We start from the raw sequence: 25968 nt of genomic DNA on the forward strand, positions 1-25968 counted from the left end.
TCGGAACTCGATATATTTATATATACGCGATTTTAAAAATAGAGGAAAGGGAGGGACAACATTGGATACTTTTAAGAAGCTTAAACAATTTTTCTGGCCTTATAAACGGCTGTTATTTATCTCTTTATTTGCCTTACTGTTCGTAACAGGAATTACGGTCGTTTATCCAATCGTCCTTCAGATAACCATTGATGAAGTGGTACTGGGAGAAAGGTATCAGCTGATTCCTTACTTAGCTTTCGGATTTATTGGAATTATGGCTGTGAAAGGTCTGGCTACTTATATTCATCAGTACCTTGGTGAATTATTCGGAATAAAGTCAGTGTTTGATTTGCGGAATGCATTGTATAAAAAGCTGCAGAAATTATCCTTTAAATACTATGATAATGCGAAGACCGGTGACCTGATGTCACGCCTGACATCGGATGTGGAGAGCTTCAGGGCTTTCTTATCCTTTGGTTTTACATCTGTAGTCCGTATTACCTTATTGATTTTCATAAGTCTGGGGGTCATGTTCTATTATTCTGTTCCCCTTGCATTGGTAACCATGGCTTCCATGCCGTTTCTTGCCGTGGTAACCTGGCGATTTGATAAAAAAGTGCATCCGGCCTTTCGCGGGGTGCGGAAGTCACTGGGACGCTTAAATACGAGAGTACAGGAAAATGTCAGCGGAATTCATACGGTTAAATCCCTATCCAGAGAGGATTTTGAGATTGGCCGCTTTGCCGACTCCAATGAGAATTACCGGGACCATTATTTACATACAGCGAGTATCTGGGCAAAATTTTTCCCTTTAATGGAGCTGCTGGGAAACATTAGTGTAGTTGTGCTGCTTGGATTCGGCGGTCACTTAGTCATCCAGGGTGACCTGCAACCAGGTCAATTAGTGGCCTTTTTCAGTTTAGTATGGTATATCGTCTGGCCTTTAACAGACTTTGGTTTTGTTATTAACCAGTTCTCCCAGGCGAAAGCTTCCGGTGAACGTCTGCTGGAGATTCTGGAGCAAAAGGAAGATATACAGGAACGGCCGAATGCTGTAAAAGAACATTCCATACAGGGTCATGTAACATTTCATGATGTCACGCTAACATATGTAGAGGATGATGATGCCGCCTTGAAAGATGTTTCCTTCGATGCACCCCCAGGGAAGGTAATGGGACTGATTGGAGCAACAGGATCCGGAAAAACGAGCATCACACAGCTGATTACCCGTTTTTATGAACCGGAACAGGGACAGGTGCTGATTGACGGAAAACCTGTACAGGAATATGGATTAAAAACCCTGCGGAAGAGCATTGGCTTTGTGCTTCAGGAGGCTTTTCTATTTTCTACGACCATCCTGGAAAATATCCGCTACGGAAATCCGGATGCAACGATGGATGAGGTTATCGATGCAGCTAAGCGGGCTCAGGCTCATGATTTTATTATGGATATGCCTAAAGGCTATGAAACCTTACTCGGTGAAAGGGGAATGGGCCTATCCGGAGGGCAGAAGCAGCGTATTGCCATTGCCCGTGCAATTTTGATTAACCCGCGGATTCTCGTGTTGGATGATGCCACATCAGCGGTGGATATGGAAACAGAATTTAAAATCCAAAAAGCCCTTCGAGAGGTCATGAAAGGAAGAACGACCTTTATTATTGCTCACCGGATTTCAGCTCTTAAACATGCAGACGAAATTCTCGTTCTTGAGGATGGAAAGGTTGCAGAGCGAGGGCAGCATGAGGATCTCCTGAATAATGGAGGCCCTTATCAAAGAATTTATAACATTCAATATCAGGATCAGGATACCGTTTTGGAAAAGCATCCAGGATAGGGGGGGAGAATATGAGTCAAACAAGTTCAGCAACAGAAAGCAAGCATTTAAAACGTTTTTATTACACGATTGATACAGCCGTTGATAAGCCATTTAACTGGAAGCAGACGATACGCTTATTAAAATATATGAAGCCTTATGCCAAGACACTGCTGCCTGCAGCTGTTATTGCGATGTTAGTCTCAACAGCTGTGCGGTTAATTGTCCCGATTATTATTGGACGCTATACGATTGATAAGGCGTTAGCTAACCAGGATGTCAACCTGCTTATTCAATTTGTCATTCTCATCGGCTTCTTATATGTATTTAATTTTATTGCCAATACCTTGCGAATACGCTGGGTCAATAAACTCGGGCAGGGTGTCATCTATGACTTAAGAGATGGGTTGTTTTCCCATGTGCAGCGCCTGTCCCATCGGTTTTTTGATTCCAGGTCAGCCGGTTCTATTCTCGTCAGAATTTTAAATGATGTAAACTCTTTACAGGAGCTGTTTACGAATGGAATTATCAACCTTCTGACAGATGTGATCACATTGCTCGGAATTGTGGTGATTATGTTCGTGTTAAGTCCTAAACTGGCCTTAGCCGTAATGATTGTCATACCGATTATGTTCTTTATTTCAACAAAGCTGCGGAAAAACATCCGCCGTTCCTGGCAGCAGGTGCGAATCCAGCAGTCCCGGTTAAATTCTCATTTAAATGAGAGCATCCAGGGCATTCGAATCACTCAGTCCTTTTCACAGGAAGGGGAAAATACAGAATTCTTTAATGGTGTAAATACAGATAACTATGAAAGATGGAGAATTGCAACGAAGAAGAGTGCCATGTTCCGGCCACTTGTGGAAATGTGTAATGCAGTCGGAACCGCTATTCTTATCTCATATGGGGCTCATTTAATTTTAAATGATCCTTATGTTACAACGGGTATTTTTGTATCCTTTGCCTTTTATTTAGGTATGTTCTGGGATCCGATTTCCCGCCTCGGACAAAGCTATAATCAATTGCTTATGGCCATGTCCTCATCTGAACGTATTTTTGAGTTTCTTGATGAGAGACCAAATGTGAAGGAAAAACCAGACGCGATCGAGTTTAATGACATGAAAGGAAATGTTGAATTTGATCGGGTGCAATTTTCCTACGACAATGATCGTATCGCTCTTCATGAGATATCTCTCAAGATGAAGCAGGGACAGACAGTGGCCCTGGTCGGCCATACTGGCTCAGGAAAATCAACCATCGCCAACCTGATCAGCCGCTTTTACGATCCAACACAGGGGGCTGTAAGAATTGATGGAACAGACCTGCGTGATGTCACCCTTGACAGCTTGCGGCAAAATATCAGTGTAGTTCTGCAGGATACCTTTATTTTCTCAGGAAAGATTAAGGAAAACATCCGTTTCGGACGTCCGGATGCGACGGATAAAGAGGTCATTGAAGCTGCGAAGGTTGTAGGGGCACATGACTTCATTCAACGCCTGGCAGATGGCTATGAGACGGAAGTGGAAGAGAGAGGAAATATCCTGTCCGTAGGCGAAAGACAGCTGCTGTCCTTTGCCCGAGCTTTACTGGCGGATCCAAAGATTATTATTCTGGACGAAGCAACTGCAAGTATTGACACAGAAACAGAGCAGAAAATACAAAAAGCCCTTAAAAGGCTGCTTGACGGCCGCACATCGATTTTAATTGCGCACCGGTTATCAACTATTCGTGAGGCCGATCATATCATTGTTTTAGAAAATGGACACATCATTGAACAGGGCAACCACGATGAGCTCATGGATCACCAGGGAGAATACTATCACCTTGTCAAAGCCCAGTTCCAAATGCTAGGCGCTTAGGCAAGAAAAGCGAAGGCGACTGATCAGGAGCCGCAGCTGGACAAAGAAAAGCGAAGGCGAGCGTTTAGGCCCGACGGCATAAGCAGAATATCCGGAGTGGCCGCTTTTTGGCCATGTAGGGGATTCTGCTTATGACCGCTTGGGCCTGGGAGCCGCAGCTGGACAGAGAAAAGCGAAGGCGACTGATCAGGAGCCGTAGCTGGACAAAAAAAGCGGAGGTGACCGTTTATGACCGCTTAGGCTTACGAGTCACGGTTGAACAAACGGGCACTCCGCTTTTGCTATTTAAATTAAGCCTTAGGAAACGGATAAAAGCTATATAATATCAGTCCCACAATCAGTCCGAACAGAGCGCCAAAAAAGACTTCTAAGGGTTTATGACCTAAAAGCTCCTTAAGCTGCTCTCTCTTTTCATAATTGTTCAGGTTGTGATGCTTCAGAGTGCCCACCAGCTGCTGGAAATCCTTTGCCATTTGATTTAATGCCACAGCGTGCTGCCCAGCCTGTCTTCTGACTCCTGTTGCATCGTGCATAACGATAATGGTTAAAATGAGACTAATCGCAAATGCATTGGATTGAATACCCTCTGTCAGTGCCATGGCGGTTGTAAGTGACACCACAGTTGCCGTATGGGAGCTTGGCATTCCTCCAGTACTGAAAAACAGCTCAAACTTCCATTCCCGCTTTTTTATGTAATGAAGAGGAATTTTTATCACTTGAGCAAGTAAAGAAGCAAGTAAAGCGGCTAAGATTGGATAAGAAATGACCATGGTGTACCTCCTGACTTTCTGTTTAGCAGAGTGAGCTGCAGGGTTTGTATTTTAAAGGAAGTTTTTACAACAATCAAGTGAGCCATTTTGTAGTCTTCCTAATTTCCGTAAACTTATGATAGACTATAGCCATGTACAAACACAGTAGGGAGAGTTAGCCATGAAAAAAAAGGATTATGCAGTCATTGGACTTGGGCGATTTGGCGGTAGTATTTGCCTTGAGCTGAGTAAAGAAGGAATGGATGTCATGGCCATTGACCTGGATCCTGACCGGGTAAATGAATTTAAAGATATCGCTTCTCATTCAGTCATTGCAGATACAACAGATGAAAAGGTTTTAAGAGAGATAGGTATACAAAATATAGATCATGTGATCGTAGCCATCGGTGATAACATTCAGTCCAGTATTTTATCAACCCTTATGTTAAAGGAACTGGGGATAAAGAGGATTACCGTAAAAGCACAAAATGATTATCATGAGAAAGTTTTAAACAAGATTGGTGCCGATTATGTTGTCCATCCTGAACGTGATATGGGACGCCGAATTGCCCATAATATCATTTCCAGTAACGTCTTAGATTATCTGGAGCTTTCCGATGAGCATAGTGTGGTCGAAGTAAAAGCCGGGGAGAAAATGGATGGGCAGACCCTTGTTGATCTCGATATTCGTGCAGAATATGGATGTAATATTGTAGCGATAAAAAGGGATAAAGAAGTGCTTGTATCCCCGCTGGCGACAGAGGAAATTCGCGGAAATGATATTCTGATTGTCATTGGTGCTGATAAGGATATTTCCAGATTTGAGAAAAATTTAGTTGTGGAAGATGACTAAGCACCTGTGGGGAGGAGTCGGGACATAACAAATAGCTTGGTCCTAAACCGAATGACAGGATGTCTTAGCGGAGTATTTTTCCGGAGCGGTGGTTTCTAAACATATCTTAATACTATAAATTGCTGCAACACAAAAAGCTGCCTCTTAATGAGACAGCTTTTTATTATATGACCGTTGATTCTAAACCTCCATAATAATAGGGAGAATCATCGGCTTTCTCTTTGTTTTTTCGTAGAGGAACGGTGCAATGGTGTCGGTAATTTCATTTTTAATTTCGGACCATTGGCTGGTTCTGCGTTCCATTACTTTTAGCAGGTGTTTGGAAACCAGCTTCTGTGCTTCTTTTATTAAATCCTCAGACTCTCTCATATAGACAAACCCTCGAGAGATAATGTCCGGGCCAGAAGCAATCTTAAATTCCTTCATATTGATACTTACGACAACAATTACAAGGCCTTCTTCTGAAAGGATTCTGCGGTCCCGCAAAACAATGTTTCCGATATCGCCTATACCACTACCATCGACGTAAATCGAACCAGAAGGAATTTTACCGGCAAATGAGGCAGTGTCTTTTCCTAATGCAAGTACATCCCCATTATCTAGAATAAATGAATCTTTTGGGTCAACTCCACAATCACTGGCCAGTTTCATATGCTCCACTAACATACGGTATTCACCGTGAATAGGCATGAAGTATTTTGGTTTTAGTAAACGAAGCATAAGCTTTTGTTCTTCCTGGGATCCATGCCCGGAAGTATGGATATCATTTAATGAACCATGAATAACTTCTGCCCCGGCACGGTAAAGCATGTTAATCATACGACTGACACTGATTGTGTTACCTGGGATTGGTGACGAAGAAAATACCACCGTGTCATCAGGCTGAATCTGGATCTGTCTGTGTGTTCCATTGGCAATACGGGAAAGGGCTGCCATTGGTTCACCTTGAGATCCCGTGCATAGTATTGCCACTTCATTACTTGGGAGACGGTTAATCTGGGATGCCTCAATAAAAGCATCCTCAGGTGCCTGAATATAACCTAATTCTTTTCCTACCTGAATATTTTTTTCCATACTGCGTCCAAATACAGCAATTTTTCGATTATTGTTTACAGCTGCTTCGACAGCCTGTTGTAAGCGGTGGATATTGGAAGCGAATGTTGCAAAAATAATTCTTCCTTCCACATTACTGAAAATCTCTCGTATACTTTGTCCTACTACACGTTCAGACAGAGTGAATCCAGGGACTTCACTGTTTGTACTATCTGATAATAAACACAATACCCCATCTCGTCCGATTTCTGCCATTTTCGTCAAGTTGGCAGGTTCACCTACAGGAGTGAAGTCAAATTTGAAATCTCCTGTATGAACAATATTTCCTGGTGGTGTTTTTACAACAATACCGTAAGAGTCAGGAATACTATGCGTTGTGCGGAAAAAGGATACGGATGTCTTACGGAATTTAATCACATCTTCCTCTTGAATGGTATGAAGCTTTGCATTCCGTAATAACCCATGTTCTTCTAATTTACTTTTTACTAAACCGATCGCAAGCTTACCCCCATAAATAGGGATATTAATTTCACGTAATAAATAAGGGATGCCTCCGATGTGGTCCTCATGCCCGTGGGTGAGGAATAATCCCTTAATTTTGTCCTGGTTTTGAACAAGGTAGGTATAGTCTGGAATGACATAATCAATTCCTAAGAGTTCGTCTTCAGGAAACTTAATTCCTGCATCAATTAAAATGATTTCATCCTGGAATTGAATGCCATACGTATTTTTTCCGATCTCACCTAGACCACCTAGTGCAAAAACCGCTGCCTGATCATTTTTAACGAATTTCATTTATAGTTTCTCCACTTCGAAGTTTTCTGAGCCCTGCTCATATTCCAAGTGTTTTTCACTTAGTTGAATAATATGCTCAATATGAACATTGCGATCGGATAGTTTTTTACGAATTTCACGTTCACTTTCTGCTTCCACATACATGGCTTGGGTCCGTTCTCTAATTGGAACTTCCTCCGGGCTTTCTTGATAAAGTACTTTATAAATCATGTCGATCTCTCCTTACTAGATAAAAATTCATATCCTGATTCCACTGTAAATTGTTGTATTGGACAAACGTATATTATATTGATTTAAACAGGTACGGAGGAAATACTATGCATATTTTTTTCGACCCAAAAGATCCTTCCAACGTCTTTTTAGCTTTTCCCTTAAACGTTTCAATCGCATATCGAAGCTCCTTTCATGTGTATTGAAAAGCTAAGAAAAAACGCTATCTATTTATTTGCCGACCCTTTCCCAAGTACTTTTAGTATAATATGGTTTGCGCAAGAATGAAATAGATAAACCTTAAAGTTTATAAAAATTATTTATATCACGCATTGCTTACATGCATTATTCTAACCAGAAAAACCAAATTTCATGAATAGAAGAAAATATAAATTGCTGAAGAACGAACATACAATTTGCAGGAATATAAAAAAGTCGCCAAAACAGAAATGACATCCTGTTTAAGCGACTCTTCGGACATAATATTCAGCCTTGCTCCTGGTCAACAGGCTTTGCGTTTTCCGGAGGGTGGAAGGGATTTTCTTCATTGATATGGTCATAAAACATGACACCGTTAAGATGATCAATTTCATGTTGAATGACAATGGCAGGATAGCCTTTTAATCTTAGTTTCACCTGATTCCCATCAATGTCGTATGCTTTCACGGTTACCCGTGCATGGCGGGGCACAATGCCTGGCACCTCACGATCAACACTTAAACAGCCTTCTCCGCTTGAAAGATAACCACCTTCAACCGAATGACTGACAATTTTAGGATTAAACAATGCATAGCTATGCAATTTTCCTTTTATATCTTCTACATGTATGGCAAGCATACGTTTATCCAAACCTAACTGAGGTGCTGCCAGTCCAACACCAGGACGCAGGTTATATTTTTCAGCCGTTTCTTCATCCTGACTGTTTTTTAAGAATTGAAGCATCTCTTTAAGGGTTTCCTGATCTTCCGTTGTGGGAGGAATCGGAACTTCTTTTGTTACGGTTCGAAGCATTGGATGGCCTTCGCGGACGATATCATCCATTGTAATCATGTTTGACACTCCTCTATATTTCATTGTTCCTATATATTGTATATTATCATAAGGAGTATGAAAATGTTTAAAGATTGAATGCCTAATTGGCTTTTAAAAAACATATTATAGAAAAAACATGTGTGGTATACTTATAAAGAAGTAGCCATAAGGAGGAAGGAAATGTTGCGAAAAGGAAAAGGAATCTTAGTAATGATTTTCGTAATGTTCTTAATGGCCTCGTGTCAACAGGGTCCTTCTGCTTCGGAACAAATGTACAATCATTTAGAGAAAGCAGTTGAGTTGGAAAAGAACTTCGGGGAACAGCAGGAACAGCTGGTTTCATTACAAAATGAAGAACAAGCATTGTATGAACAGATTTTAGAATTGCCGGAAAGTGAAATGGCCAAGATAAAGAAGCTCTCCGATGAAGCCGTTTCGATTTTAGAGCAACGCAAGGAGATCATTCAGTCAGAAAAAGAAAGCATTGATGCGGCAAAAGAAGAATTTGATAACGTTGATTCCGTGATAGAGGATCTGGAATCAGAGGAACTTCAGTCAAAGGCTAATGAATTGAAAAAAGCAATGGAAACACGATACAGTGCCTATGAAGATTTACATAAGGCCTATAAAGAAGCTCTGAAACGTGATGAGAAACTGTACAGCATGCTGAAAAATGAAGAGCTGAAAATGGAAGATCTGGAAGCCCAAATTGAAAAAATCAATGAGAGCTATGACCAGTATAAAGAAGCCAGAGCTGCGTTTAATACTGCTACGGAAAATTATAATGATTTAAAAATTGAGTTTTACGAGGCAACAGACCTGAATATTAAGTTTGAAGGCAATAACCAGGACTCTCAGACAGAGGAAGAGTCTACAGAGGGTGAAGGAAAAGAAAAACAGGATACAGAAGAAAATAATGAAAACAATGAAGAAAATAAAAAAGATGAAAAGGAAAAAAGCACAGATGACTCTAAATCTAAGGAAGACTCCGAGTAGGTAGTTTGATCGTGTGTGTATTCCAAAATAATCGTCTGAATGGCAAAACTTAAAGAAAGGCATACCCGTCGAATGTTGATGGTTATGCCTTTTTATTGTTTTAAAGATAAGATCTCAGGAGAGGCAACATTCGTTCATAACACTGAAGATGAATTAAAAGTGCTGAAGGCAGGCAGATATAAAATAGATAAAACCGCTACAAAGGGTACTTATTCACTAAGATTTAATCCCGGCTTTTATCTGTATCATCAGTAAGTTGTAACAGTTGGGTACTTAAAGTGATACAGTTTGGGCAAAAACTGATACAGAACACCAGGTATACATGCGTGTTATAAAACACTTGTAACACGCTATTTGGAAAGATTTTAAAGAAACAAATTAAATGTTTGACGTATAAATAACTTTGAGCTAAACTCAAATTGTACTAATGAAAAACACCTTTCATTGTGTAACAGTTTTGCACCGATCAGTTCTCAAATAATTGAGCACGAAAAATACAAAAATATTGAGTACTTCTCCTCAATTTTTGGGAAACCTAATGATGGAGATGATTTTTCAAAGGAAAGGATAGGTGATTGAGTTGTTCAAAAATTCACTTGAAAACATCGAGAATCAATTTGAAATGATTCAAATTTTGAATGAAGAAGGCGAAGTTGTAAATAAAGAGGAAATGCCTGATTTATCAGATGATGATTTGAAAGAACTTATGCGCCGCATGGTATATACACGAGTGCTGGATCAGCGTTCTATTGCCTTAAACCGTCAAGGTCGTTTAGGCTTCTATGCACCAACAGCTGGTCAGGAGGCTTCCCAATTAGGCAGTCAATTTGCTCTTGATCAGGAGGATTATCTCCTTCCGGCTTATCGTGATGTGCCTCAATTAATCTGGCAGGGTCTGCCTCTTTATAAGGCTTTCTTATTCTCCCGTGGTCATTATAAAGGGAATCAAATGCCAGAGGGTGTTAATGCTTTAAGCCCGCAAATCATCATTGGTGCCCAATATACTCAGGCTGCAGGTGTTGGCTTAGGCTTGAAAAAACGTGGAGAAAAAGCTGTTGCTATTACATATACAGGCGATGGTGGAGCTTCCCAGGGTGACTTTTACGAAGGGATTAACTTTGCAGGTGCTTATAAAGCGAATAACGTATTTGTTGTTCAAAACAACCACTTTGCCATTTCTGTTCCTGTTGAAAAGCAATCAGCAGCAAGCAGTGTAGCCCAGAAATCAGTTGCAGCAGGTATTCCTGGTATACGTGTAGACGGAATGGATGTATTGGCTGTTTATAAGGCTGTTCGTGAAGCAAGAGAACGCGCAATTAACGGTGAAGGTCCTGCCCTTATTGAGACTGTTACGTACCGTTATGGTCCTCATACTATGGCTGGGGATGACCCTACACGTTATCGTACGGAAGAATTAGATGATGAATGGGAAAAGAAGGATCCATTAATCCGTTTCCGTAAATACCTGGAAGCTAAAGGACTATGGTCTGAAGAAGAAGAGAACAATACCATTGAAACGGCTAAAGAAGAGATTAAAGCCGCTATCAAGGAAGCAGATGGAGTGGAAAAACAAAAGGTAACAGACCTGATCTCCATTATGCATGAAGAACTTCCATCTAACCTTAAAGAACAAATGGAAGAATATAAAGAGAAGGAGTCGAAGTAGATCATGGCACAAATGACGATGATTCAAGCGATAACTGATGCTATGCGTACGGAGTTAAAAAATGACGAAAACGTATTAGTTTTCGGTGAAGATGTCGGTCAAAACGGCGGTGTGTTCCGTGCAACTGAAGGTTTGCAGAAAGAATTTGGCGAAGATCGTGTATTTGATACGCCGCTTGCAGAGTCAGGAATAATTGGTATGTCTGTAGGTCTATCGACACAAGGTTTTCGTCCTGTGCCTGAAATTCAATTCTTTGGCTTCGTCTTTGAGGCAATGGATGCGATTAATGGTCAGGCAGCACGTATGCGTTACCGCACCGGCGATACCAAAAACGCACCAATCACTATCCGTTCTCCATTTGGCGGCGGCGTACACACACCTGAGCTGCACGCAGACAGCTTAGAGGGTCTTATTGCACAGCAACCAGGTGTACGAGTGGTTATTCCATCTACACCATATGATGCAAAAGGTTTGTTGATTTCATCCATTCGTAATAACGACCCTGTTGTTTACTTAGAGCACATGAAGCTTTATCGCTCATTCCGCGAAGAAGTTCCGGAAGAAGAATACACAGTTGATTTAGATAAAGCGAATGTAAAACGTGAAGGCTCAGATATTACACTTATTGCTTATGGTGCAATGGTACACTCTGCCTTAAAAGCTGCAGAAGAACTTGAAAATGATGGCATTAGCGCTGAGGTTATTGACCTTCGTACGGTAAGTCCGGTCGATTACGAGACGATTCTTGAATCTGTGAAGAAGACCAATCGTGTTGTAATGGTTCAGGAAGCACAGCGTCAAGCAGGAATTGGCGGACAGGTAATGTCAGAGATCCAGGAACGTGCAATCCTGCACTTAGAGGCTCCTGTATTAAGAGTTGCGGCTCCAGATACCGTATATCCATTTACAGCAGCAGAAGAGGTATGGTTACCAAATCATCAGGACATTATTGAAAAGGCAAAAGAAGCGATTAACTTTTAATAGAATGAATAGGAGGGAACTCTAGTGGCCTTTAATTTCAAACTCCCAGACATTGGTGAAGGTATACACGAAGGTGAAATTGTAAAATGGTTTGTTAAACCAGGAGACGAAGTAAAAGAAGATGATGTACTTTGTGAGGTACAAAACGATAAATCTGTTGTAGAAATCCCATCTCCTGTTGACGGTACAGTCACAGACGTAAAAGTAGACGAAGGTCAAGTAGCCACCGTAGGCGATACACTAATCGTGTTTGACGCTGAAGGGTATGATGAAGAGCCGGATACAGGTGGAGGCGAAGAAGCCCCTAAAGAAGACGCGCAGGAAGAAACGAAAGAACAGCCTGCACAAGCAGACGAACAGGAAGCTGCAGAAGGCGGACGTGTAATCGCAATGCCATCTGTACGCAAATATGCCCGTGACAAGGGAGTAAACATTCAGCAGGTTAGCGGTTCCGGTAAGAATAATCGTGTGCTGAAAGAAGATATTGATCGTTACCTGAGCGGTGACCAGGCAGACACTGCTCAAGCGGCTGAAGCAGCAGAGCCAGCAGCTGCATCTGGTGCACAGCAGGTGGCAGCAGAAGGACAATATCCAGAAACTCGCGAAAAAATGAGCGGAATCCGTCGTTCTATTGCCAAAGCTATGGTAAAATCGAAACAGACTGCACCGCATGTTACACTTATGGATGATGTGGATGTAACAGAACTTGTTGCACACCGTAAGAAATTCAAACAAGCGGCATTAGACCAGGATATTAAACTTACGTATCTTCCATATGTCGTAAGAGCTCTTGTTTCAACGTTGAAGAAATATCCAACATTGAATACATCCATTGATGATGAAACCGATGAAATCGTTCATAAGCATTACTACAACATTGGTATTGCAGCAGATACAGACAAAGGACTTCTTGTTCCTGTTGTCAAAGATGCTGACCGTAAGTCCATCTTTGAAACCTCTGCAGAAATCAATGAATTGGCAGCCAAAGCTCGTGATGGCAAGCTGGCACCAGACGAAATGAAAGGTGCATCATGCACAATTACCAACATTGGTTCTGCTGGCGGACAGTGGTTCACTCCAGTTATCAACCATCCAGAGGTAGCGATCCTTGGAATTGGCCGAATCGCTGAAAAACCAGTGGTACGCGATGGTGAGGTTGTTGTAGCTCCAGTATTAGCATTGTCATTAAGCTTTGACCACCGTATCATTGACGGTGCAACTGCTCAAGAAGCGTTGAACCATGTTAAACGCTTGTTGAATGATCCACAATTAATCATGATGGAGGCGTAATATTATGGTAGTAGGAGATTTTCCAGTTGAAGTAGACACACTTGTCGTAGGAGCAGGCCCAGGCGGATACGTTGCAGCTATCCGCGCTGCTCAAATGGGCCAAAAAGTTACGATTGCTGACAAAGGCGATCTTGGCGGGGTTTGTTTAAACGTTGGCTGTATCCCATCCAAAGCCTTAATTTCAGCAGCTCATCGTTATGAAAATGCCAATCATTCCGATGATATGGGAATTACGGCAGAAAATGTGTCTGTAGACTTTTCAAAAGTTCAAAAGTGGAAGTCCGGTGTTGTTCATAAGCTTACCAGTGGTGTTGAAGGCTTACTTAAAGCAAACAAAGTGGACATTGTAAAAGGTGAAGTTTACTTTGTTGATCAAAACACAGCAAAGATTATGGATGAGAAAAATTCTCAGACCTATAAGTTCAACAATTGCATTATTGCAACCGGATCCCGTCCAATTGAGCTTAAACCATTTCCATATTCAGATCGTGTATTAGATTCTACCGGAGCGCTAAACCTTTCCGAGATTCCGGAAAAATTAGTGGTTATCGGTGGAGGCTACATCGGTTCTGAGCTTGGTACCGCTTATGCAAACTTTGGTACGGAAGTTACTGTTCTTGAAGGTACAGATGACATCCTTGGCGGTTTTGACAAATCCATGACTTCTATTGTAAAACGTCGCCTGAAGAAAAAAGGTGTAAACGTCATTACAAACGCTATGGCACAAGGCGTTGAAGAAAAGAAAGATGGCGTAACGGTTAAATATGAAGTAAAAGGAAAAGAAGAAACCGTTGATGCTGACTATGTACTTGTTACAGTCGGTCGTCGTCCAAATACAGACGAACTTGGATTAGAGCAAGCAGGTGTGGAACTGACGGATAAAGGTCTGATTAAGATTGATAAGCAGTGCCGTACCAATGTATCCAACATCTATGCTATTGGTGACATTGTTGAAGGACCACCACTTGCACATAAAGCATCCTATGAAGGAAAAATTGCCGCAGAAGCCATCAGTGGTGAAGCATCCGAAATTGACTACATGGGGATTCCAGCTGTAGCCTTTACAGATCCTGAGCTTGCAAGCGTTGGTTATACAGAGGACGCTGCAAAAGAGGATGGATATGATGTAAAAGTAGCGAAGTTCCCATATGCAGCCAATGGTCGTGCTTTATCTCTGAATGACACAGACGGCTTTGTCCAGCTTGTCACTCGTAAAGAGGACGGTCTCGTCATCGGCGGACAAGTAGCAGGTGCAAATGCAAGTGACGTCATTGCTGAAATAGGTCTTGCTATTGAAGCAGGCATGACTGCAGAAGATATTTCTCTAACCATTCATGCACACCCAACATTGGGCGAAATGACTATGGAAGCTTCTGAAGTTGCGCTTGGCATGCCAATCCACGTACCAAAATAAAGGTAATAACATAAAAAAGCTGCTCCTTTTTGGGGCAGCTTTTTTAATGCAACAATATAGTAAAAACGCTATGTCTATTTCAGATTCCTTATTTTTTCTTTTAGGCAATTTTCTAAAAGGTTGTTGTTTTGCACAAAGGATATACGATGTGCAATAAATTCGGAGCTTTAGGATGTGTGCTATCTCGTCGCTACGGGAATATACTTCGCTTTCACCAAAAGGGCACAAATGCGACATCTATTCAACTCCCTAAGGTCGTTTTCATAGTGTCTTCTTTGCCGTGGGCGGCTCCGGTCGCCTTCGCTTTTCTTTGTGGGGTCTCACCTAGGCCTTCCTCCCACGACGAACAGGACGTTCTAATGTCGGTGTTGGCACAGGACGTGCCGCTTTTAACCGACAAGGAGTCTACGCATATTCCCTCCGCTAAAACAGCGATTCACTCGTTACTAACATTGGATAATATAGGTATGACAAGATCTCAATATACTTACAATCAGAACATCCATTTAGTGGAGGCAGAACACGTAGACTCCTATGGGAACAGCCCGTGGTGAAGACCCCGCAGGAAGCGTTTTTTGCTTCCGAGGAGGCTGAGGCCGGGCCCATGGAAAGCGAAGTGTTCTGCCGGAACGTATGCATCCACTCATCTTGATTCAGAACAATCTAGCTGTATTTTAAGGATTTTATCTATGGCGCATGATCTATCAAAAACAACAATCACTATGAAAAGAGCCTTCCTTTAACAGTAAAATCCATTCAGCTTTTTCCCATATTTTATTCCTCTGTTTCATAAATATAAAATACAGGATATTGAAACGATGAGGATGATAGGGATGTATAAATGGACATTTTTACAGCTCCTGATCATTTTATGGAGTGTATACATATTGACAACCTACCTGTCTGCTAAGGATCATCCGGTTGTGAATGTACTATTTTTTATCTGGTTTTTTGTTTTAGCCTTTTATGGAGGAAAGTATTTTATTTCAAACTCTAAAATCCGACTCTTGTACATTGCGCTTGCATTTGGTGCCGTTTATGGAGGTTACTGTCTTTGGCATCTCTTTACATAAAAAGACTCCCTTGACCTTAACTGGACAAGGGAGTCGTGTTTTCTATTCCTGCTTTTGAGCCTGTGCGTGCCTTTTTCGACGTTGTAAAGGATAATACTTCGCTTCTTCATCAAATTCTTTCAGTAAAGCAAATATAATCAGCAGCAATACAAAGGTGAAAGGGAAGGCGGCAATAATTGAAGCTGTCTGCAGTGCTCCTAAGCCACCCTGCCATAACAGCACTGCCGCGGTTGCAGAAATAATAATTCCCCATATAAATTTCACCTTTTTCCCTGGGTTTAAATCTCCATGAGTTGTCTGAGTTCCTAAAACAAAGGTTGCTGAATCTGCAGATGTAATGAAAAACGTACTAATAAGCAAAATCGCCAGGGTTGACGTAATAATACTAATAGGGTATTTCTGTAATACCGTAAATAAAGCTACTTCATTTCCTTGGTCATTAATTACATTAATAATATTTAATCCCTGGTGATATTCAAGGGATATAGCTGAGCCGCCGAATACGGAAAACCATAATGCACCAAAAAGGGTTGGTACTAACAGAACGCCGAGCACAAATTCCCGTACGGTTCGCCCTCTGGAAACACGGGCAATAAAGGTACCGACAAATGGTGCCCAGGCGATCCACCAGGCCCAGTAGAAAATGGTCCAGTCCTGAACCCAGGTGCTATTTTCATCAAACGGTGTCATTCGAAAACTCATCGAAGGAAGGTTTTGAACATAGCTTCCTAATGTGGTTGTAAATAAATCCATGATAAAGTTTGTCGGTGCTGCGAACAGCAGGAAAAACATGAGTAAAATGGCAAGGACAATATTTGTATTACTGAGATATCTTATTCCTTTGTCCAAACCTGTCATAGCTGAGAATAAAAATAATACGGTTACGATGGCTATGATAATCAGTTGTAAACTCATGCTTGTTTCGACACCAGGAAATAAGAAGCCTATACCACCATTAATTTGCTGGGCACCTAATCCAAGCGAGGTGGCAACACCGAAAATGGTGGCAAAAACGGCAATAAAGTTAACGGTTGTACCCCATCCGCCTTTCATTTTATCTCCAAATAAAGGCTCTAAAATGCTGCTTACCAGACCAGGGGACTCTTTTCTAAATTGAAAGTAAGCAAGGGCTAAAGCAAGAATAGAGTAAATAGCCCAAGGATGCAGTCCCCAGTGAAAGAAGCTGTATCGTAAGGCCATTTTTGCTGTATCCTCTTCTTCCAATCCTATTTCAGGCGGATTATGAAAGTGGGAAATCGGCTCAGCCGCTCCCCAGAAGACAAGCCCAATCCCCATACCTGCACTAAATAACATCGCAAACCAGGTAATATAAGGGTACTCAGGTTTGTCTGAATCCTTTCCAAGAACAATATTCCCATACTTAGAGGCAATAAGGAAAATAGCAAAAATTAAAAAGGCTGTAGCTGATAGTAGGTAAAACCAGCCAAACTTATCAACCAGGAAGCCTTGTATATTAGATGTAACATTTTGTAAACTCCAATCTCCTACCCAATCATTTGGCAATACACCCCAAACGATGAAGAGTAAAGAGACGACTAAACTGATATAAAATACTTTTGAAACTTTACCCATAGCTGATAATCTCCTCTGCTGTTATTTATTATTTATCTTCTTCAATTTTGTGTTCATTATGTGTCATTCGTTGAAGTTCTTCTAATATGCGATGTAAAAATAACAGCTCATACAGAACAATCGTCTGGGGTGGCAGGTGTTCAGCAGATTCAGCTTTTTTTATATGTTCCTCCTTCCAGTGCCAGAATTCATCATCTAAGGTTTCGATCCGCTTATAATGTGCCTCTGAAATGACGTGCTCAGGATTTCTCAAAATATCTGCAATCGATACAAAAATCTTATGTAAAAGCTTCCTTTCCTCTTCATTAAAAGCATTTTTCTTTAATTGTACAAATTGTAAATTTCCCACATGATCAATCATTTGCTGTAAGTAGGTTAATTTCTTCTGGCAAAAGTGAAGTTGACGAAAAGCCTCCTTGGAGTATCTATGGTATCTCCACTCTTCCCGCTGAAAAGCGATGAGCCGATAAGTCTGATTAATCTCCCGGATAATCTGCTGATATAGGATTCGATTTCTCTGTTTTCGATTTTGCTTATGATCCAATACAAATTCACTAATTGTAAGGTTTAAACGGGCCGCTTTCTCAAATAGCCGGTTCATGTTGTTATGTATTTTGTCTGTATAATCCGGAGGGAGTAAGAAAAAATTGACACCTGTTGAGACGATAATCCCTATGGATGTTGTCGCTAATCGTACCAGAAAGGACTCAAAAGAATTTCCCTGAAAATCCGGGATCATCGCAATAGCCGTTAAAGTAGCAACAACGATTCCTTCATCCAGCTTTAGCTTATGACAAATCGCAATGGTTAACATAGCCGCAAGGGCGTAGGTAGCCGCACTTTTTCCAAATGCCGTATAAAAGGATACAGATAAAAACGCTCCAATAGCCGATGCTGGAAATCGAACCATCGCTTTTTTGATAGAATCAGCAGCTGTATGTTCAATGGTAACGATAGCTGTCATTACAGCGAATATAACTGGGAACTGAAAAATTTGACATATAAGTGCCGTAAGAAAAACGGATATACCGGTTTTAATGGTTCTTCCGCCTATTTGGAAATGTTTTTTTATAGATGTAAGCATTTTTTAATTCCTCCAAGCATGCCCTGTAAACTCTTGATGTCATGTATATCCAATCATCCTTAAATATAACATAATCTAAGTGAAATGAAATTCCATGCCCATGATCTATAGTATTTTCTGTATAATAAACTTAAGATTATTTTTTACATCATTTGGGGGGATGAACATGAAGAAATTTGGCATTTTCATGTTGCTTCTTATCTTAATGGGATTGACAGCATGTAATACCAATGAAAGTGCAGACCAAGAGAATAAGAAAAAAGAACAGGAAATCAATGAACAGCAGCAAAAGGATCAGGCTGGACAAAGTGAAGAAGAAAAAGAAAAAGAAGCCCCTGCTAAAGAGGACGAGGGTACTGGCAATCCCCCGGAAGATTCTGCAGAGAAAGAAGAACAGGATAAAACTGAAAATAAAAAACCCCAGTATGAGATTTCCGAAGTCTGGAGCGTACAGCCAATCGTTGAAGATGCGAATGAGAAAGTTGTCTTATTAACCTTTGATGATGCACCCGATGAGCACGCTGTGGAGATGGCAAAGACCCTGAAAAATATGGATGCACCTGCCATTTTCTTTATAAACGGACATTTTATTGATACGGAAGAGGAACAGGCCAAACTTAAGGAAATTGCAGACATGGGATTTGCCATTGGAAACCATACGTTTAACCATACGAAATTAGACGATGTTTCTAAGGAAAAGCAGAAGGAAGAAATTGTGAGATTAAATGATGTAATTGAGGAAGTCACAGGAGAGAGACCAAAATTTTTCCGAGCCCCTCATGGAGTGAATACAGAATATGCAAAACAGGTAGTAAAAGAAGAGGGAATGACCTTAATGAACTGGTCTTATGGCTATGACTTTAAGCAGGAGTATATGTCAGAGGAAGCCATCGCAGATATTATGGTTAATACAGAGCTATTATCCAATGGCGCCAATCTGTTAATGCATGACAGAAAATGGACCGCTGCAGCCCTGGAAGAAATTGTAACAGGACTACGGGAAAAAGGATATGAAATGGTTGATCCTCAACTTATAAAAACCCCTTAGGGATTAAAGCCCCAATGTCAGGAATTCTGATGTTGGGGCTTTTTGTGTTAGAATGCCTTAACACGTTTTCCTTATTTACTCATCACTCTGCCGTTAAATAATTGCAGTTTGCCTCCGGTTTTTTTGCGGAAGAACTTTGCAAATTCATTTGCCTTGCTTTTATCTCCATGCGTTGCGGTGGATGGGAGGGTGATTTGGATTTTGTTGGCTTCTTCACTCACGCCCATCAGAATGGTGTCATAACGGTCAAGGATTCCTTTTAACTGCAAATAGTGCCCCTGATCGTTCTCTTTTTCTTCAATGTTGTATGGAAAGGCGTGATTTTCATAATTCCAGTCCAGCTGTTGACCCGTCTTTGTGGTCATCTCCTGATAAACATTCAGCCATTCCTTCACATTTTCCAGGGTTATCGAGTTGCTTTCATCTGCATACACAAAGGAACTTCGACTCAAATCCCTCACCCCTAATCATGGCATTTCTTTTATCTTATCATGAAACACACATAAGTAACAGAATATTGTGTCAAATAGTTAAGGCACAAAAAAATGACATATAAATTTTAAAATGTCATACTAATTGGGCTTGAAAAATAAAATGTGACATATTAAAATAAACCCATAGGAATCATAACGTTAAGGAGCTGGTTTCGGTGATAGGTACCATTGTTTGTCAGGACTGCCAACGTGTGATTGATCATTTTGAAGATGAGAAAGTGACGACCCTGTACGGAAAAGGATGCGAATGTCATAACAAACGTAAATAAGAAGAGATTTGAGCTGTCCCCACAATAGGCGGACGGTTCTTTTTTTACAATAATGATCACTTCATCCCGGTTCACAAATGATTTACTTATGATACGATGAAGAAAAGAAAAAGGGGAGGAGATTTATGTGGGCATTGAAACAAGAATAACAAAACTGTTACATATCGATTATCCTGTGATTCAGGGAGGGCTTGCTCATCTGGCTTATGCCGAATTAGCTGCTGCGGTTTCCAATGCTGGAGGTCTCGGCCAAATTACAGCCATGAGTTTGGAAAACGAGGATCAGCTACGGGATGAAATCCATAAAGTTCGTTCATTAACAGATAAACCATTCGGTGTTAATTTTGCTATTGGCCAGCATGGGCGTGCATTCGAACACATGGTAGCTGTAGCCCGTGAAGAACAGGTTCCTGTCATTACGGTTACAGGAGGAAATCCAAAGCCTGTTTTAGATATGGTAAAAGGTACGGACATTAAAAAGATGGTTCTTGTTGCTGCAAAGAGACAGGCTGTAAAAGCAGAAGAACTTGGTGCTGATGCTGTTATGGTAGTCGGCCATGAAGGTGGAGGACATCTGGGACGTGATGATATCGGAACCTTTGTGTTAACACCACAAGTTGCCGATGCCGTTGATATTCCTGTTGTAGCCTCAGGCGGAATCTCTGATGGGAAAGGACTAATGGCTGCTTTGGCTTTGGGAGCTGAGGGAATTGAAATGGGTACACGCTTTATAGCAACAAAAGAATGTGTTCATGCCCATGAGTCCCATAAAAAGCAACTCGTGGAAGCAGATGAAAAATCCACGGTTGTCATTAAACGTTCTCTTGGCGCACCTGCAAGAGCATTAAAGAATCAGTGGACAGATAAAATTCTTGAATTGGAAGAGGCTGAGCCAGGGTTTGAGACATTGAAACCGTATATAAGTGGTGAAACGAATAAACGCTATATATACGGAGAATCTGAAGATGGATTTGGATGGGCCGGACAGGTAACCGGCCGAATTCATGATATACCATCCGTAAAAGAACTGTTCGACCGGATTCAAAACGATATTGAACAAATCAAAGCAAAATGGAGTCAGGGTTAATAGAAAGGGGACAACCAATGGAGTACAACTACCCAATAGATGAATCATGGGATACCAATGAAGTTATGGACGTCATACACTTTCTGCAGCTGGTGGAAACCGCCTATGAAGATAAAGTCGGACGTGATGACGTATTAAAGGCTTACAATCGCTTCAAGGAAATTGTTCCTTCCAAGACAGAGGAAAAACAATTGGACAAAGAATTTCAAAAGCAGTCAGGCTACTCGACCTATCGAACTGTTCAAAAGGCTAAACAGGCCGATAATGGGGAATCCATAACTATGAAATAAAGAAAAAGCGGAAGCAACCGATTGTCCAATTATGGCTATCGAGCGCTTCCGCTTTTCTCTTGTCCAGCTCCAGGGCCCAGCCCCTCGCTGATGTAAGCAACCCTCATTGCGTGGCCAAATCCATGCCACTTCATGTCTTCGTCTTATCCCGCATGACCTGAGCAGTCGCCTCCGCTTTTCTCTGTCCAGCTGCGGCTCCCAGGCCCAAGCGGTCATAAGCAGAATCCCCTCCATGGCCAAAGTACGGCCACTCCGGAGATTCTGCTTATGCCGTCGAGCCTAAACAGTCGCCTCCGCTTTTCTGCCTTATATTTCTTTTGTGTATTGATAGAGTGGTTCCAGGGTTTGGAATGTGTTTTCACACATTTTCAGAAATTCATCTGGCTTCGTTAGAATCGGATCATTCCGGTCAATGTTTACCCCACACAGAATTTCTGCTTTTTTTACGTTGGATAATCGGTCGACAAGCTTGTCCAGATCAACTTCATTGTGTCGTTCAGCGTCTGGCCGGGTATGGTCGCCGGACCACACAAAGTTGTCAGGTATTTGCTTTTTGACTTTCTCCATGTTCTTCTTTAATACTTCGCCATATTCCTGTTTTACAGGGTTTTCATAAATCATGGCAAACCATATAAATAAGTGTGTCTCCCAAAGTCCAATTTGAAAGTGGGGGAGCTTTTTGTAGCCGCGGTTGCTGCAGGCTAATGCTGCCCAGGTGTCATTGGGTGGATTTTTTGTACGGCGGGCATGCTTAGCAACATGAACAAACATTTCATCGCCTGTCATCGTCGTTAATGCCGGTGCCAATTCCTCGGCTACAGCCTCTAATTTGGGCGAAACATTGCCCCGCAGCTTTTCCATGCGAGCGTCTAGCCCCGGAATGGTAAATACATCGAAATCCTCCTGCGTAAATCCCTTAAATTCTGTCATATATGTACTCCTTTCTATGTACAAGTTTGATTACAGTTAAAAATAACGTCAATATTTGTCTTATTATCGTAACATAGTGGCGCCGTTGACAAAATGAATTTGCTTACATAGCGTTTTTAATGAAATTTTGTTAGGATATACGTAATACATAAAAAGGAGTTTGCGGAATGGAAGCTGAGCAAAAACATGCGTTATTTATCCAGGCAAAAGAGTGGACAATCGAGGCTGGTGAACGGATTAAAGAAAGGGTCCAGCAGCCATTTAAAGTAAATACAAAACGGGACCGCAAAGATTTAGTTACCGAGGTAGACGAGGATACGGAAAAGTTTTTTGCGGAAAAGATAAGAAATACTTACCCTGATCATCAGGTTTTGGGTGAGGAAGGCTTTGGTGATGATGTGACCAGCCTTGACGGAATGGTCTGGATTATTGATCCTATTGACGGGACGATGAATTTCGTGCATCAGAAACGAAACTTTGCCATTTCAGTCGCTATATATCAGGATGGTGAGGGGATCATTGGCCTCATTTATAACGTTATGACCGGAGATTTATACTCGGCGAAAAAGGGAGAGGGAGCCTATAAAAACAAGGATCTGCTTCCGAAATTGGATCGTACCAGGAAACTCGAGGATTGTTTAATCGGAATTAATCAGTTCTGGGCTGTACCTAATCGCCGACTTGATGAAACAGGTGTACATCAGCTAATACGAAAAGTTCGCGGGACCCGTTCCTATGGTTCTGCTGCTCTGGAGTTCGCTTTTGTTGCGGAAGGAATTATGGATGGCTACATAACGATGAGATTAGCTCCATGGGATATTGCAGCAGGGGTTATCATCGTCCAGGAAGTCGGTGGTATGGCTACCAGAGCAGATGGAAAGCCTTTGGATATGCTTCGTGAAAATACGGTGATTACATGTAATCCCGCTGTTCACAAAGAAATTATTGACAACTATCTTATCCTGAAAGACTGACAAAAGGACTGACAAAGTCATATGAAGGCTTTGTCAGTCCTTTTTCGCTTTGTTCACAATCCCTGTTTTCTTTTCATTCTTAGTCCGAATCCCATGATCACAAACCCGAGCAGAAATAAGCCGGCTGCCAGGAGATATTGCTGGAATCCGATAGCAATTCCCACAGCAACATAGCTTAAAATAACGAAAAGAGCCAGGATAAATGCCTTGTGTTCATACTTCATAATTCCACCTCTTTATCTTTAAGTGTACACGAAGAAAACAGGAATCAACAAGAGGTTATTTCCGTAGCGGCGGTTCCTGCACCTATAATAATCGGATTAAATTTTTAGCGAAAACATTTTTGTCCCAGCCTCTTTGATTGAAGTTTCAAGGTAGTATTATTTGAAAAAATTTAGTATGATAATAGTGATGACGTCATTAGGAGGAAGCACTATGTCAGACCAGGAAATTATTGCTAGCCAGGGATTTCGGCCATTGACGGAGTTCATGTTAAATGATGTCGGTGGGCAAACTGGAATCATTCTGTTATATGCAACAATTTTTATTTTTGCAGCTATCACCTATAAACTTGGGTTTGCACGGAAGATCCCTTTATTAAAATCAATCATTATATACATACTACTAGCTTTAGGATGCTACGTACTTTTATTTTTTGCCGTTTTATTACCAATTCTTGAGGTCTTAGTGATTTCTTCGCTTGTTCTGGCGATTTACAGGTACCGTTTAGCTCAGGAACGAAAACGAAGAAATGGGGAAGGAGTTGGAAAACAAACGTGAAGTCTTTACAGGACGTTGTGTATAATTGGTTATCCATTCAGTTGGTGGCGGATGCGAGGCCTGACGATCAAGCTGCAGTTGAAACAGCGGCTTTTTTTAAACAAATGCTGGAGAAAGAACACAACGTAACAAGCATTCACGTGGATAAACGTGAGGATATGTATAGCGTCAGAGTCCAAAAAAAGGAGGAAGATCGCTCCTTTCGTTTTCCAGTAGAATTAATCGAATGTATTTATGATCAAATTCATGAAGAACCAGAAAAGTTCACCATCTATTCATAATAAACAAAGGCGGAAGCGCCCGCTTAGCGACGTACGAACTGGACTGAGCCGGAGGAGATAAAGTGAAACTACAATCAGTGGGGGTTCATTCCCCAGTGATTGTTAGTTGAACAAATCAGGTGTTTACTGGCTGTTGCCCCCATCTTACAGGGGTCTTACAGCCAGTTAACACGCGGAAAAGGAAATACGACGAACCTTGTGAGTCGATGTTGACTTATCGGACGGAGGTGAAGGAAGTCACGCTAGTCGCTGGGCGCTGGAGCCGGACGTGGCCTAACTTGTTTGCCTTATCCACAAATGGTTTATTTTATAATTTCCTAGACCAGTACAAAATCCGATTCAGAACATTGAATCGGATTTTCCCATGTGCTATAAAATTTTTAAAGATAAGGATCTTTTTTCTTTTCGCGGTATTCCCGGTAGTTGCCGGTTTCCAGTCTCTTTTCCGTTTTGTTATCAATGCGTTCCCTGCATGTATCACACATATAGGTCATGACACGTTTTTTACGAAGCTGTTTAGCCAATAGACTATTCTCTGCAATTTTCTCTACTTTATCACATAAGATGCATTTTACTTTCAAGTGATCACCTCATTCCCCATAAGTATAACATGTAATTGAGTTTTATGTCATAATTTGGCTGAATGAGCTTCCCGACTTGACATATATCTGGAAAAATAAAACGAGGCTAAGCTGGTAAGCCTCGTTTTATGATTAATCTTCATTCTTCATTTGCTGATTGGATTGATCGTTCTGGGCTTTATCCAATTGTTCTTTCTTTTTCTGGTCTTTCAGCATTTCGCTGTTTGAATCAGGTTCTGTGGGTTGTTTTTGTTTTGGCGGTACTTCAGGCATGAATCTGCCTACTATAGCTGCCAGTTCATCGATGATGGCATCTTCCGGGTGTCCCTGCCTGACCTTATACGCCAGTCGCCGGAGTCGCTCGTTCACATCTCCGTCTGCCGTTACCATCGTGTTGTTTCCGTGAATATCTTCTTTAAGGGCTTCTGAAACCGAAAATTTTATGGTTCCGACCCTTGAGCGGTCCAGTTCTTCATCTACATCTATTCCCACGATTGAATAAGGACCTGCAGCAACAGCTGTGGCCCCATTAACACCTGGTACATCTGTCGCTATTTCGGCCAGATGTTGAGCCATTTCCTGATTGGAATATTCTTTATCCTCATGGGTAACTTCCGAATCCTTTACCTTTAAGTACTTATCCATGTTATTGTCATTTCGTGCTTCTTCGTTATTCTGACAAGCACTAAGTGTGATCGCGAGAAACAAAATGGCAAAGGAGTACATAACATTCCTCATTATTCGAACCTCCTTTTATAAATATATTGTTTCTCATTCGTCTAACTTTATGA

28 protein-coding genes are annotated in these 25968 nt (G+C 41.4%); 17 read left to right on the top strand and 11 right to left on the bottom strand.

Annotation, left to right across the window (positions count from 1 at the left end; translation table 11 throughout):
• Positions 1-61 precede the first annotated feature (61 nt).
• Together ABD006_RS10735 and ABD006_RS10740 are read left to right on the top strand one after the other, a co-directional pair.
• On the top strand, positions 62-1816 hold the full coding sequence (locus ABD006_RS10735) for an ABC transporter ATP-binding protein (protein WP_343840748.1): 1755 nt from the start codon (positions 62-64) through the stop codon (positions 1814-1816).
• Positions 1817-1827: 11 nt separating this feature from the next.
• Positions 1828-3654, top strand: coding sequence for an ABC transporter ATP-binding protein (locus ABD006_RS10740; protein ID WP_343840751.1), 1827 nt, complete (start codon positions 1828-1830; stop codon positions 3652-3654).
• Between the two features lie 290 nt (positions 3655-3944).
• Here the strand turns inward: ABD006_RS10740 and ABD006_RS10745 are convergent, their stop codons facing one another.
• Positions 3945-4424, bottom strand: coding sequence for a divergent PAP2 family protein (locus ABD006_RS10745; RefSeq protein ID WP_343840754.1), 480 nt, complete (start codon positions 4422-4424; stop codon positions 3945-3947).
• A 160-nt stretch (positions 4425-4584) separates the two neighbouring features.
• Between ABD006_RS10745 and ABD006_RS10750 the strand changes: the two genes are divergently transcribed.
• Positions 4585-5256 carry a potassium channel family protein gene (locus ABD006_RS10750; protein WP_343840757.1) on the top strand — a complete coding sequence of 224 codons (672 nt, stop codon included), beginning with the start codon at positions 4585-4587 and terminating at the stop codon, positions 5254-5256.
• A 180-nt stretch (positions 5257-5436) separates the two neighbouring features.
• On the opposite strand, the gene rnjA is transcribed toward ABD006_RS10750, so the two are convergent.
• The 3 genes from rnjA to def all read right to left on the bottom strand — a co-directional run bounded on the left by rnjA (position 5437) and on the right by def (position 8364).
• Positions 5437-7104, bottom strand: coding sequence for a ribonuclease J1 (gene rnjA, locus ABD006_RS10755; protein WP_343840759.1), 1668 nt, complete (start codon positions 7102-7104; stop codon positions 5437-5439).
• Complete coding sequence (locus ABD006_RS10760; protein WP_343840761.1) at positions 7105-7314, bottom strand: DNA-dependent RNA polymerase subunit epsilon; 210 nt, start codon at positions 7312-7314, stop codon at positions 7105-7107.
• A 486-nt stretch (positions 7315-7800) separates the two neighbouring features.
• Positions 7801-8364, bottom strand: a complete 564-nt coding sequence (gene def / locus ABD006_RS10765; protein WP_343840764.1) for a peptide deformylase — start codon at positions 8362-8364, stop codon at positions 7801-7803.
• 162 nt (positions 8365-8526) lie between these two features.
• On the opposite strand from def, the gene ABD006_RS10770 reads away from it, so the two are divergent.
• From ABD006_RS10770 to ABD006_RS10800, 7 genes are all read left to right on the top strand, one after another.
• Positions 8527-9342 (top strand): YkyA family protein, encoded by an 816-nt coding sequence (locus tag ABD006_RS10770; protein ID WP_343840767.1) that lies wholly within the window; start codon positions 8527-8529, stop codon positions 9340-9342.
• A gap of 72 nt (positions 9343-9414) precedes the next feature.
• Positions 9415-9597, top strand: a complete 183-nt coding sequence (locus ABD006_RS10775; RefSeq protein WP_343840770.1) for a hypothetical protein — start codon at positions 9415-9417, stop codon at positions 9595-9597.
• 367 nt (positions 9598-9964) lie between these two features.
• The gene (gene pdhA / locus ABD006_RS10780) at positions 9965-11008 is read left to right on the top strand and encodes a pyruvate dehydrogenase (acetyl-transferring) E1 component subunit alpha (protein WP_343841506.1); all 1044 of its coding nucleotides are present in this window, start codon (positions 9965-9967) and stop codon (positions 11006-11008) included.
• A 3-nt stretch (positions 11009-11011) separates the two neighbouring features.
• Positions 11012-11989 (top strand): alpha-ketoacid dehydrogenase subunit beta, encoded by a 978-nt coding sequence (locus ABD006_RS10785; protein ID WP_343840773.1) that lies wholly within the window; start codon positions 11012-11014, stop codon positions 11987-11989.
• Between the two features lie 24 nt (positions 11990-12013).
• The gene (locus tag ABD006_RS10790) at positions 12014-13279 is read left to right on the top strand and encodes a dihydrolipoamide acetyltransferase family protein (RefSeq protein ID WP_343840774.1); all 1266 of its coding nucleotides are present in this window, start codon (positions 12014-12016) and stop codon (positions 13277-13279) included.
• Between the two features lie 4 nt (positions 13280-13283).
• A complete protein-coding gene (gene lpdA, locus ABD006_RS10795) occupies positions 13284-14693 on the top strand; it encodes a dihydrolipoyl dehydrogenase (protein WP_162038782.1) in 1410 nt (469 codons plus the stop codon).
• An 833-nt stretch (positions 14694-15526) separates the two neighbouring features.
• Positions 15527-15766: a hypothetical protein gene (locus tag ABD006_RS10800; RefSeq protein WP_343840778.1), complete on the top strand. Its 240-nt coding sequence runs from the start codon at positions 15527-15529 to the stop codon at positions 15764-15766.
• 42 nt (positions 15767-15808) lie between these two features.
• Here ABD006_RS10800 and ABD006_RS10805 read toward each other — a convergent pair whose 3' ends face one another.
• Together ABD006_RS10805 and ABD006_RS10810 are read right to left on the bottom strand one after the other, a co-directional pair.
• Positions 15809-17359, bottom strand: a complete 1551-nt coding sequence (locus ABD006_RS10805; protein ID WP_343840781.1) for a glycine betaine uptake BCCT transporter — start codon at positions 17357-17359, stop codon at positions 15809-15811.
• Positions 17360-17387: 28 nt separating this feature from the next.
• Positions 17388-18443 carry an aromatic acid exporter family protein gene (locus tag ABD006_RS10810; protein ID WP_343840783.1) on the bottom strand — a complete coding sequence of 352 codons (1056 nt, stop codon included), beginning with the start codon at positions 18441-18443 and terminating at the stop codon, positions 17388-17390.
• Positions 18444-18609: 166 nt separating this feature from the next.
• On the opposite strand from ABD006_RS10810, the gene ABD006_RS10815 reads away from it, so the two are divergent.
• Complete coding sequence (locus tag ABD006_RS10815; protein WP_343840785.1) at positions 18610-19491, top strand: polysaccharide deacetylase family protein; 882 nt, start codon at positions 18610-18612, stop codon at positions 19489-19491.
• A 71-nt stretch (positions 19492-19562) separates the two neighbouring features.
• Here ABD006_RS10815 and ABD006_RS10820 read toward each other — a convergent pair whose 3' ends face one another.
• Positions 19563-19943 carry a DUF1885 family protein gene (locus tag ABD006_RS10820; protein WP_343840787.1) on the bottom strand — a complete coding sequence of 127 codons (381 nt, stop codon included), beginning with the start codon at positions 19941-19943 and terminating at the stop codon, positions 19563-19565.
• A gap of 200 nt (positions 19944-20143) precedes the next feature.
• Here ABD006_RS10820 and ABD006_RS10825 point away from each other — a divergent pair, with 200 nt between their 5' ends.
• The 3 genes from ABD006_RS10825 to ABD006_RS10835 all read left to right on the top strand — a co-directional run bounded on the left by ABD006_RS10825 (position 20144) and on the right by ABD006_RS10835 (position 21631).
• A complete protein-coding gene (locus ABD006_RS10825) occupies positions 20144-20254 on the top strand; it encodes a GapA-binding peptide SR1P (RefSeq protein WP_343841507.1) in 111 nt (36 codons plus the stop codon).
• Positions 20255-20381: 127 nt separating this feature from the next.
• Positions 20382-21341 (top strand): NAD(P)H-dependent flavin oxidoreductase, encoded by a 960-nt coding sequence (locus tag ABD006_RS10830; protein WP_343840789.1) that lies wholly within the window; start codon positions 20382-20384, stop codon positions 21339-21341.
• Between the two features lie 17 nt (positions 21342-21358).
• A complete protein-coding gene (locus ABD006_RS10835) occupies positions 21359-21631 on the top strand; it encodes a UPF0223 family protein (RefSeq protein WP_343840791.1) in 273 nt (90 codons plus the stop codon).
• Between the two features lie 306 nt (positions 21632-21937).
• On the opposite strand, the gene ABD006_RS10840 is transcribed toward ABD006_RS10835, so the two are convergent.
• The gene (locus tag ABD006_RS10840) at positions 21938-22561 is read right to left on the bottom strand and encodes a YktB family protein (protein ID WP_343840793.1); all 624 of its coding nucleotides are present in this window, start codon (positions 22559-22561) and stop codon (positions 21938-21940) included.
• Positions 22562-22728: 167 nt separating this feature from the next.
• On the opposite strand from ABD006_RS10840, the gene ABD006_RS10845 reads away from it, so the two are divergent.
• Positions 22729-23535 (top strand): inositol monophosphatase family protein, encoded by an 807-nt coding sequence (locus ABD006_RS10845; RefSeq protein WP_343840795.1) that lies wholly within the window; start codon positions 22729-22731, stop codon positions 23533-23535.
• Positions 23536-23588: 53 nt separating this feature from the next.
• Here the strand turns inward: ABD006_RS10845 and ABD006_RS10850 are convergent, their stop codons facing one another.
• Positions 23589-23759: a DUF5325 family protein gene (locus ABD006_RS10850; protein ID WP_343840797.1), complete on the bottom strand. Its 171-nt coding sequence runs from the start codon at positions 23757-23759 to the stop codon at positions 23589-23591.
• A 211-nt stretch (positions 23760-23970) separates the two neighbouring features.
• Between ABD006_RS10850 and ABD006_RS10855 the strand changes: the two genes are divergently transcribed.
• Together ABD006_RS10855 and ABD006_RS10860 are read left to right on the top strand one after the other, a co-directional pair.
• A complete protein-coding gene (locus tag ABD006_RS10855) occupies positions 23971-24315 on the top strand; it encodes a YlaH-like family protein (protein ID WP_425542216.1) in 345 nt (114 codons plus the stop codon).
• The gene (locus ABD006_RS10860) at positions 24312-24596 is read left to right on the top strand and encodes a hypothetical protein (RefSeq protein WP_343840800.1); all 285 of its coding nucleotides are present in this window, start codon (positions 24312-24314) and stop codon (positions 24594-24596) included. The genes ABD006_RS10855 and ABD006_RS10860 overlap by 4 nt, the downstream gene beginning before the upstream one ends.
• Positions 24597-24976: 380 nt before the next feature.
• Here the strand turns inward: ABD006_RS10860 and ABD006_RS10865 are convergent, their stop codons facing one another.
• Together ABD006_RS10865 and ABD006_RS10870 are read right to left on the bottom strand one after the other, a co-directional pair.
• Positions 24977-25177: a YlaI family protein gene (locus ABD006_RS10865; RefSeq protein WP_343840802.1), complete on the bottom strand. Its 201-nt coding sequence runs from the start codon at positions 25175-25177 to the stop codon at positions 24977-24979.
• 132 nt (positions 25178-25309) lie between these two features.
• A complete protein-coding gene (locus ABD006_RS10870; protein WP_343840805.1) occupies positions 25310-25915 on the bottom strand; it encodes a YhcN/YlaJ family sporulation lipoprotein in 606 nt (201 codons plus the stop codon).
• Between the last annotated feature and the right edge of the window lie 53 nt (positions 25916-25968).

This window comes from Salinibacillus aidingensis (assembly GCF_039522525.1).
GTDB classification, from domain to species: Bacteria; Bacillota; Bacilli; order Bacillales; family Alkalibacillaceae; genus Salinibacillus; species Salinibacillus aidingensis.

Bases quoted from the DNA above. Each gene is read 5' to 3' on its own strand.
- ABD006_RS10785 (WP_343840773.1), top strand. From the start codon at position 11,012: ATGGCACAAATGACGATGATTCAAGCGATAACTGATGCTATGCGTACG.
- ABD006_RS10850 (WP_343840797.1), bottom strand. From the start codon at position 23,759: ATGAAGTATGAACACAAGGCATTTATCCTGGCTCTTTTCGTTATTTTA.
- ABD006_RS10835 (WP_343840791.1), top strand. From the start codon at position 21,359: ATGGAGTACAACTACCCAATAGATGAATCATGGGATACCAATGAAGTT.
- ABD006_RS10845 (WP_343840795.1), top strand. From the start codon at position 22,729: ATGGAAGCTGAGCAAAAACATGCGTTATTTATCCAGGCAAAAGAGTGG.
- ABD006_RS10855 (WP_425542216.1), top strand. From the start codon at position 23,971: ATGTCAGACCAGGAAATTATTGCTAGCCAGGGATTTCGGCCATTGACG.
- ABD006_RS10745 (WP_343840754.1), bottom strand. From the start codon at position 4,424: ATGGTCATTTCTTATCCAATCTTAGCCGCTTTACTTGCTTCTTTACTT.
- ABD006_RS10815 (WP_343840785.1), top strand. From the start codon at position 18,610: ATGAAGAAATTTGGCATTTTCATGTTGCTTCTTATCTTAATGGGATTG.
- ABD006_RS10805 (WP_343840781.1), bottom strand. From the start codon at position 17,359: ATGGGTAAAGTTTCAAAAGTATTTTATATCAGTTTAGTCGTCTCTTTA.
- ABD006_RS10800 (WP_343840778.1), top strand. From the start codon at position 15,527: ATGTATAAATGGACATTTTTACAGCTCCTGATCATTTTATGGAGTGTA.
- ABD006_RS10775 (WP_343840770.1), top strand. From the start codon at position 9,415: ATGTTGATGGTTATGCCTTTTTATTGTTTTAAAGATAAGATCTCAGGA.
- def (WP_343840764.1), bottom strand. From the start codon at position 8,364: ATGATTACAATGGATGATATCGTCCGCGAAGGCCATCCAATGCTTCGA.
- ABD006_RS10750 (WP_343840757.1), top strand. From the start codon at position 4,585: ATGAAAAAAAAGGATTATGCAGTCATTGGACTTGGGCGATTTGGCGGT.
- ABD006_RS10770 (WP_343840767.1), top strand. From the start codon at position 8,527: ATGTTGCGAAAAGGAAAAGGAATCTTAGTAATGATTTTCGTAATGTTC.
- ABD006_RS10740 (WP_343840751.1), top strand. From the start codon at position 1,828: ATGAGTCAAACAAGTTCAGCAACAGAAAGCAAGCATTTAAAACGTTTT.
- ABD006_RS10760 (WP_343840761.1), bottom strand. From the start codon at position 7,314: ATGATTTATAAAGTACTTTATCAAGAAAGCCCGGAGGAAGTTCCAATT.
- ABD006_RS10840 (WP_343840793.1), bottom strand. From the start codon at position 22,561: ATGACAGAATTTAAGGGATTTACGCAGGAGGATTTCGATGTATTTACC.
- ABD006_RS10810 (WP_343840783.1), bottom strand. From the start codon at position 18,443: ATGCTTACATCTATAAAAAAACATTTCCAAATAGGCGGAAGAACCATT.
- ABD006_RS10870 (WP_343840805.1), bottom strand. From the start codon at position 25,915: ATGAGGAATGTTATGTACTCCTTTGCCATTTTGTTTCTCGCGATCACA.
- lpdA (WP_162038782.1), top strand. From the start codon at position 13,284: ATGGTAGTAGGAGATTTTCCAGTTGAAGTAGACACACTTGTCGTAGGA.
- rnjA (WP_343840759.1), bottom strand. From the start codon at position 7,104: ATGAAATTCGTTAAAAATGATCAGGCAGCGGTTTTTGCACTAGGTGGT.
- pdhA (WP_343841506.1), top strand. From the start codon at position 9,965: ATGATTCAAATTTTGAATGAAGAAGGCGAAGTTGTAAATAAAGAGGAA.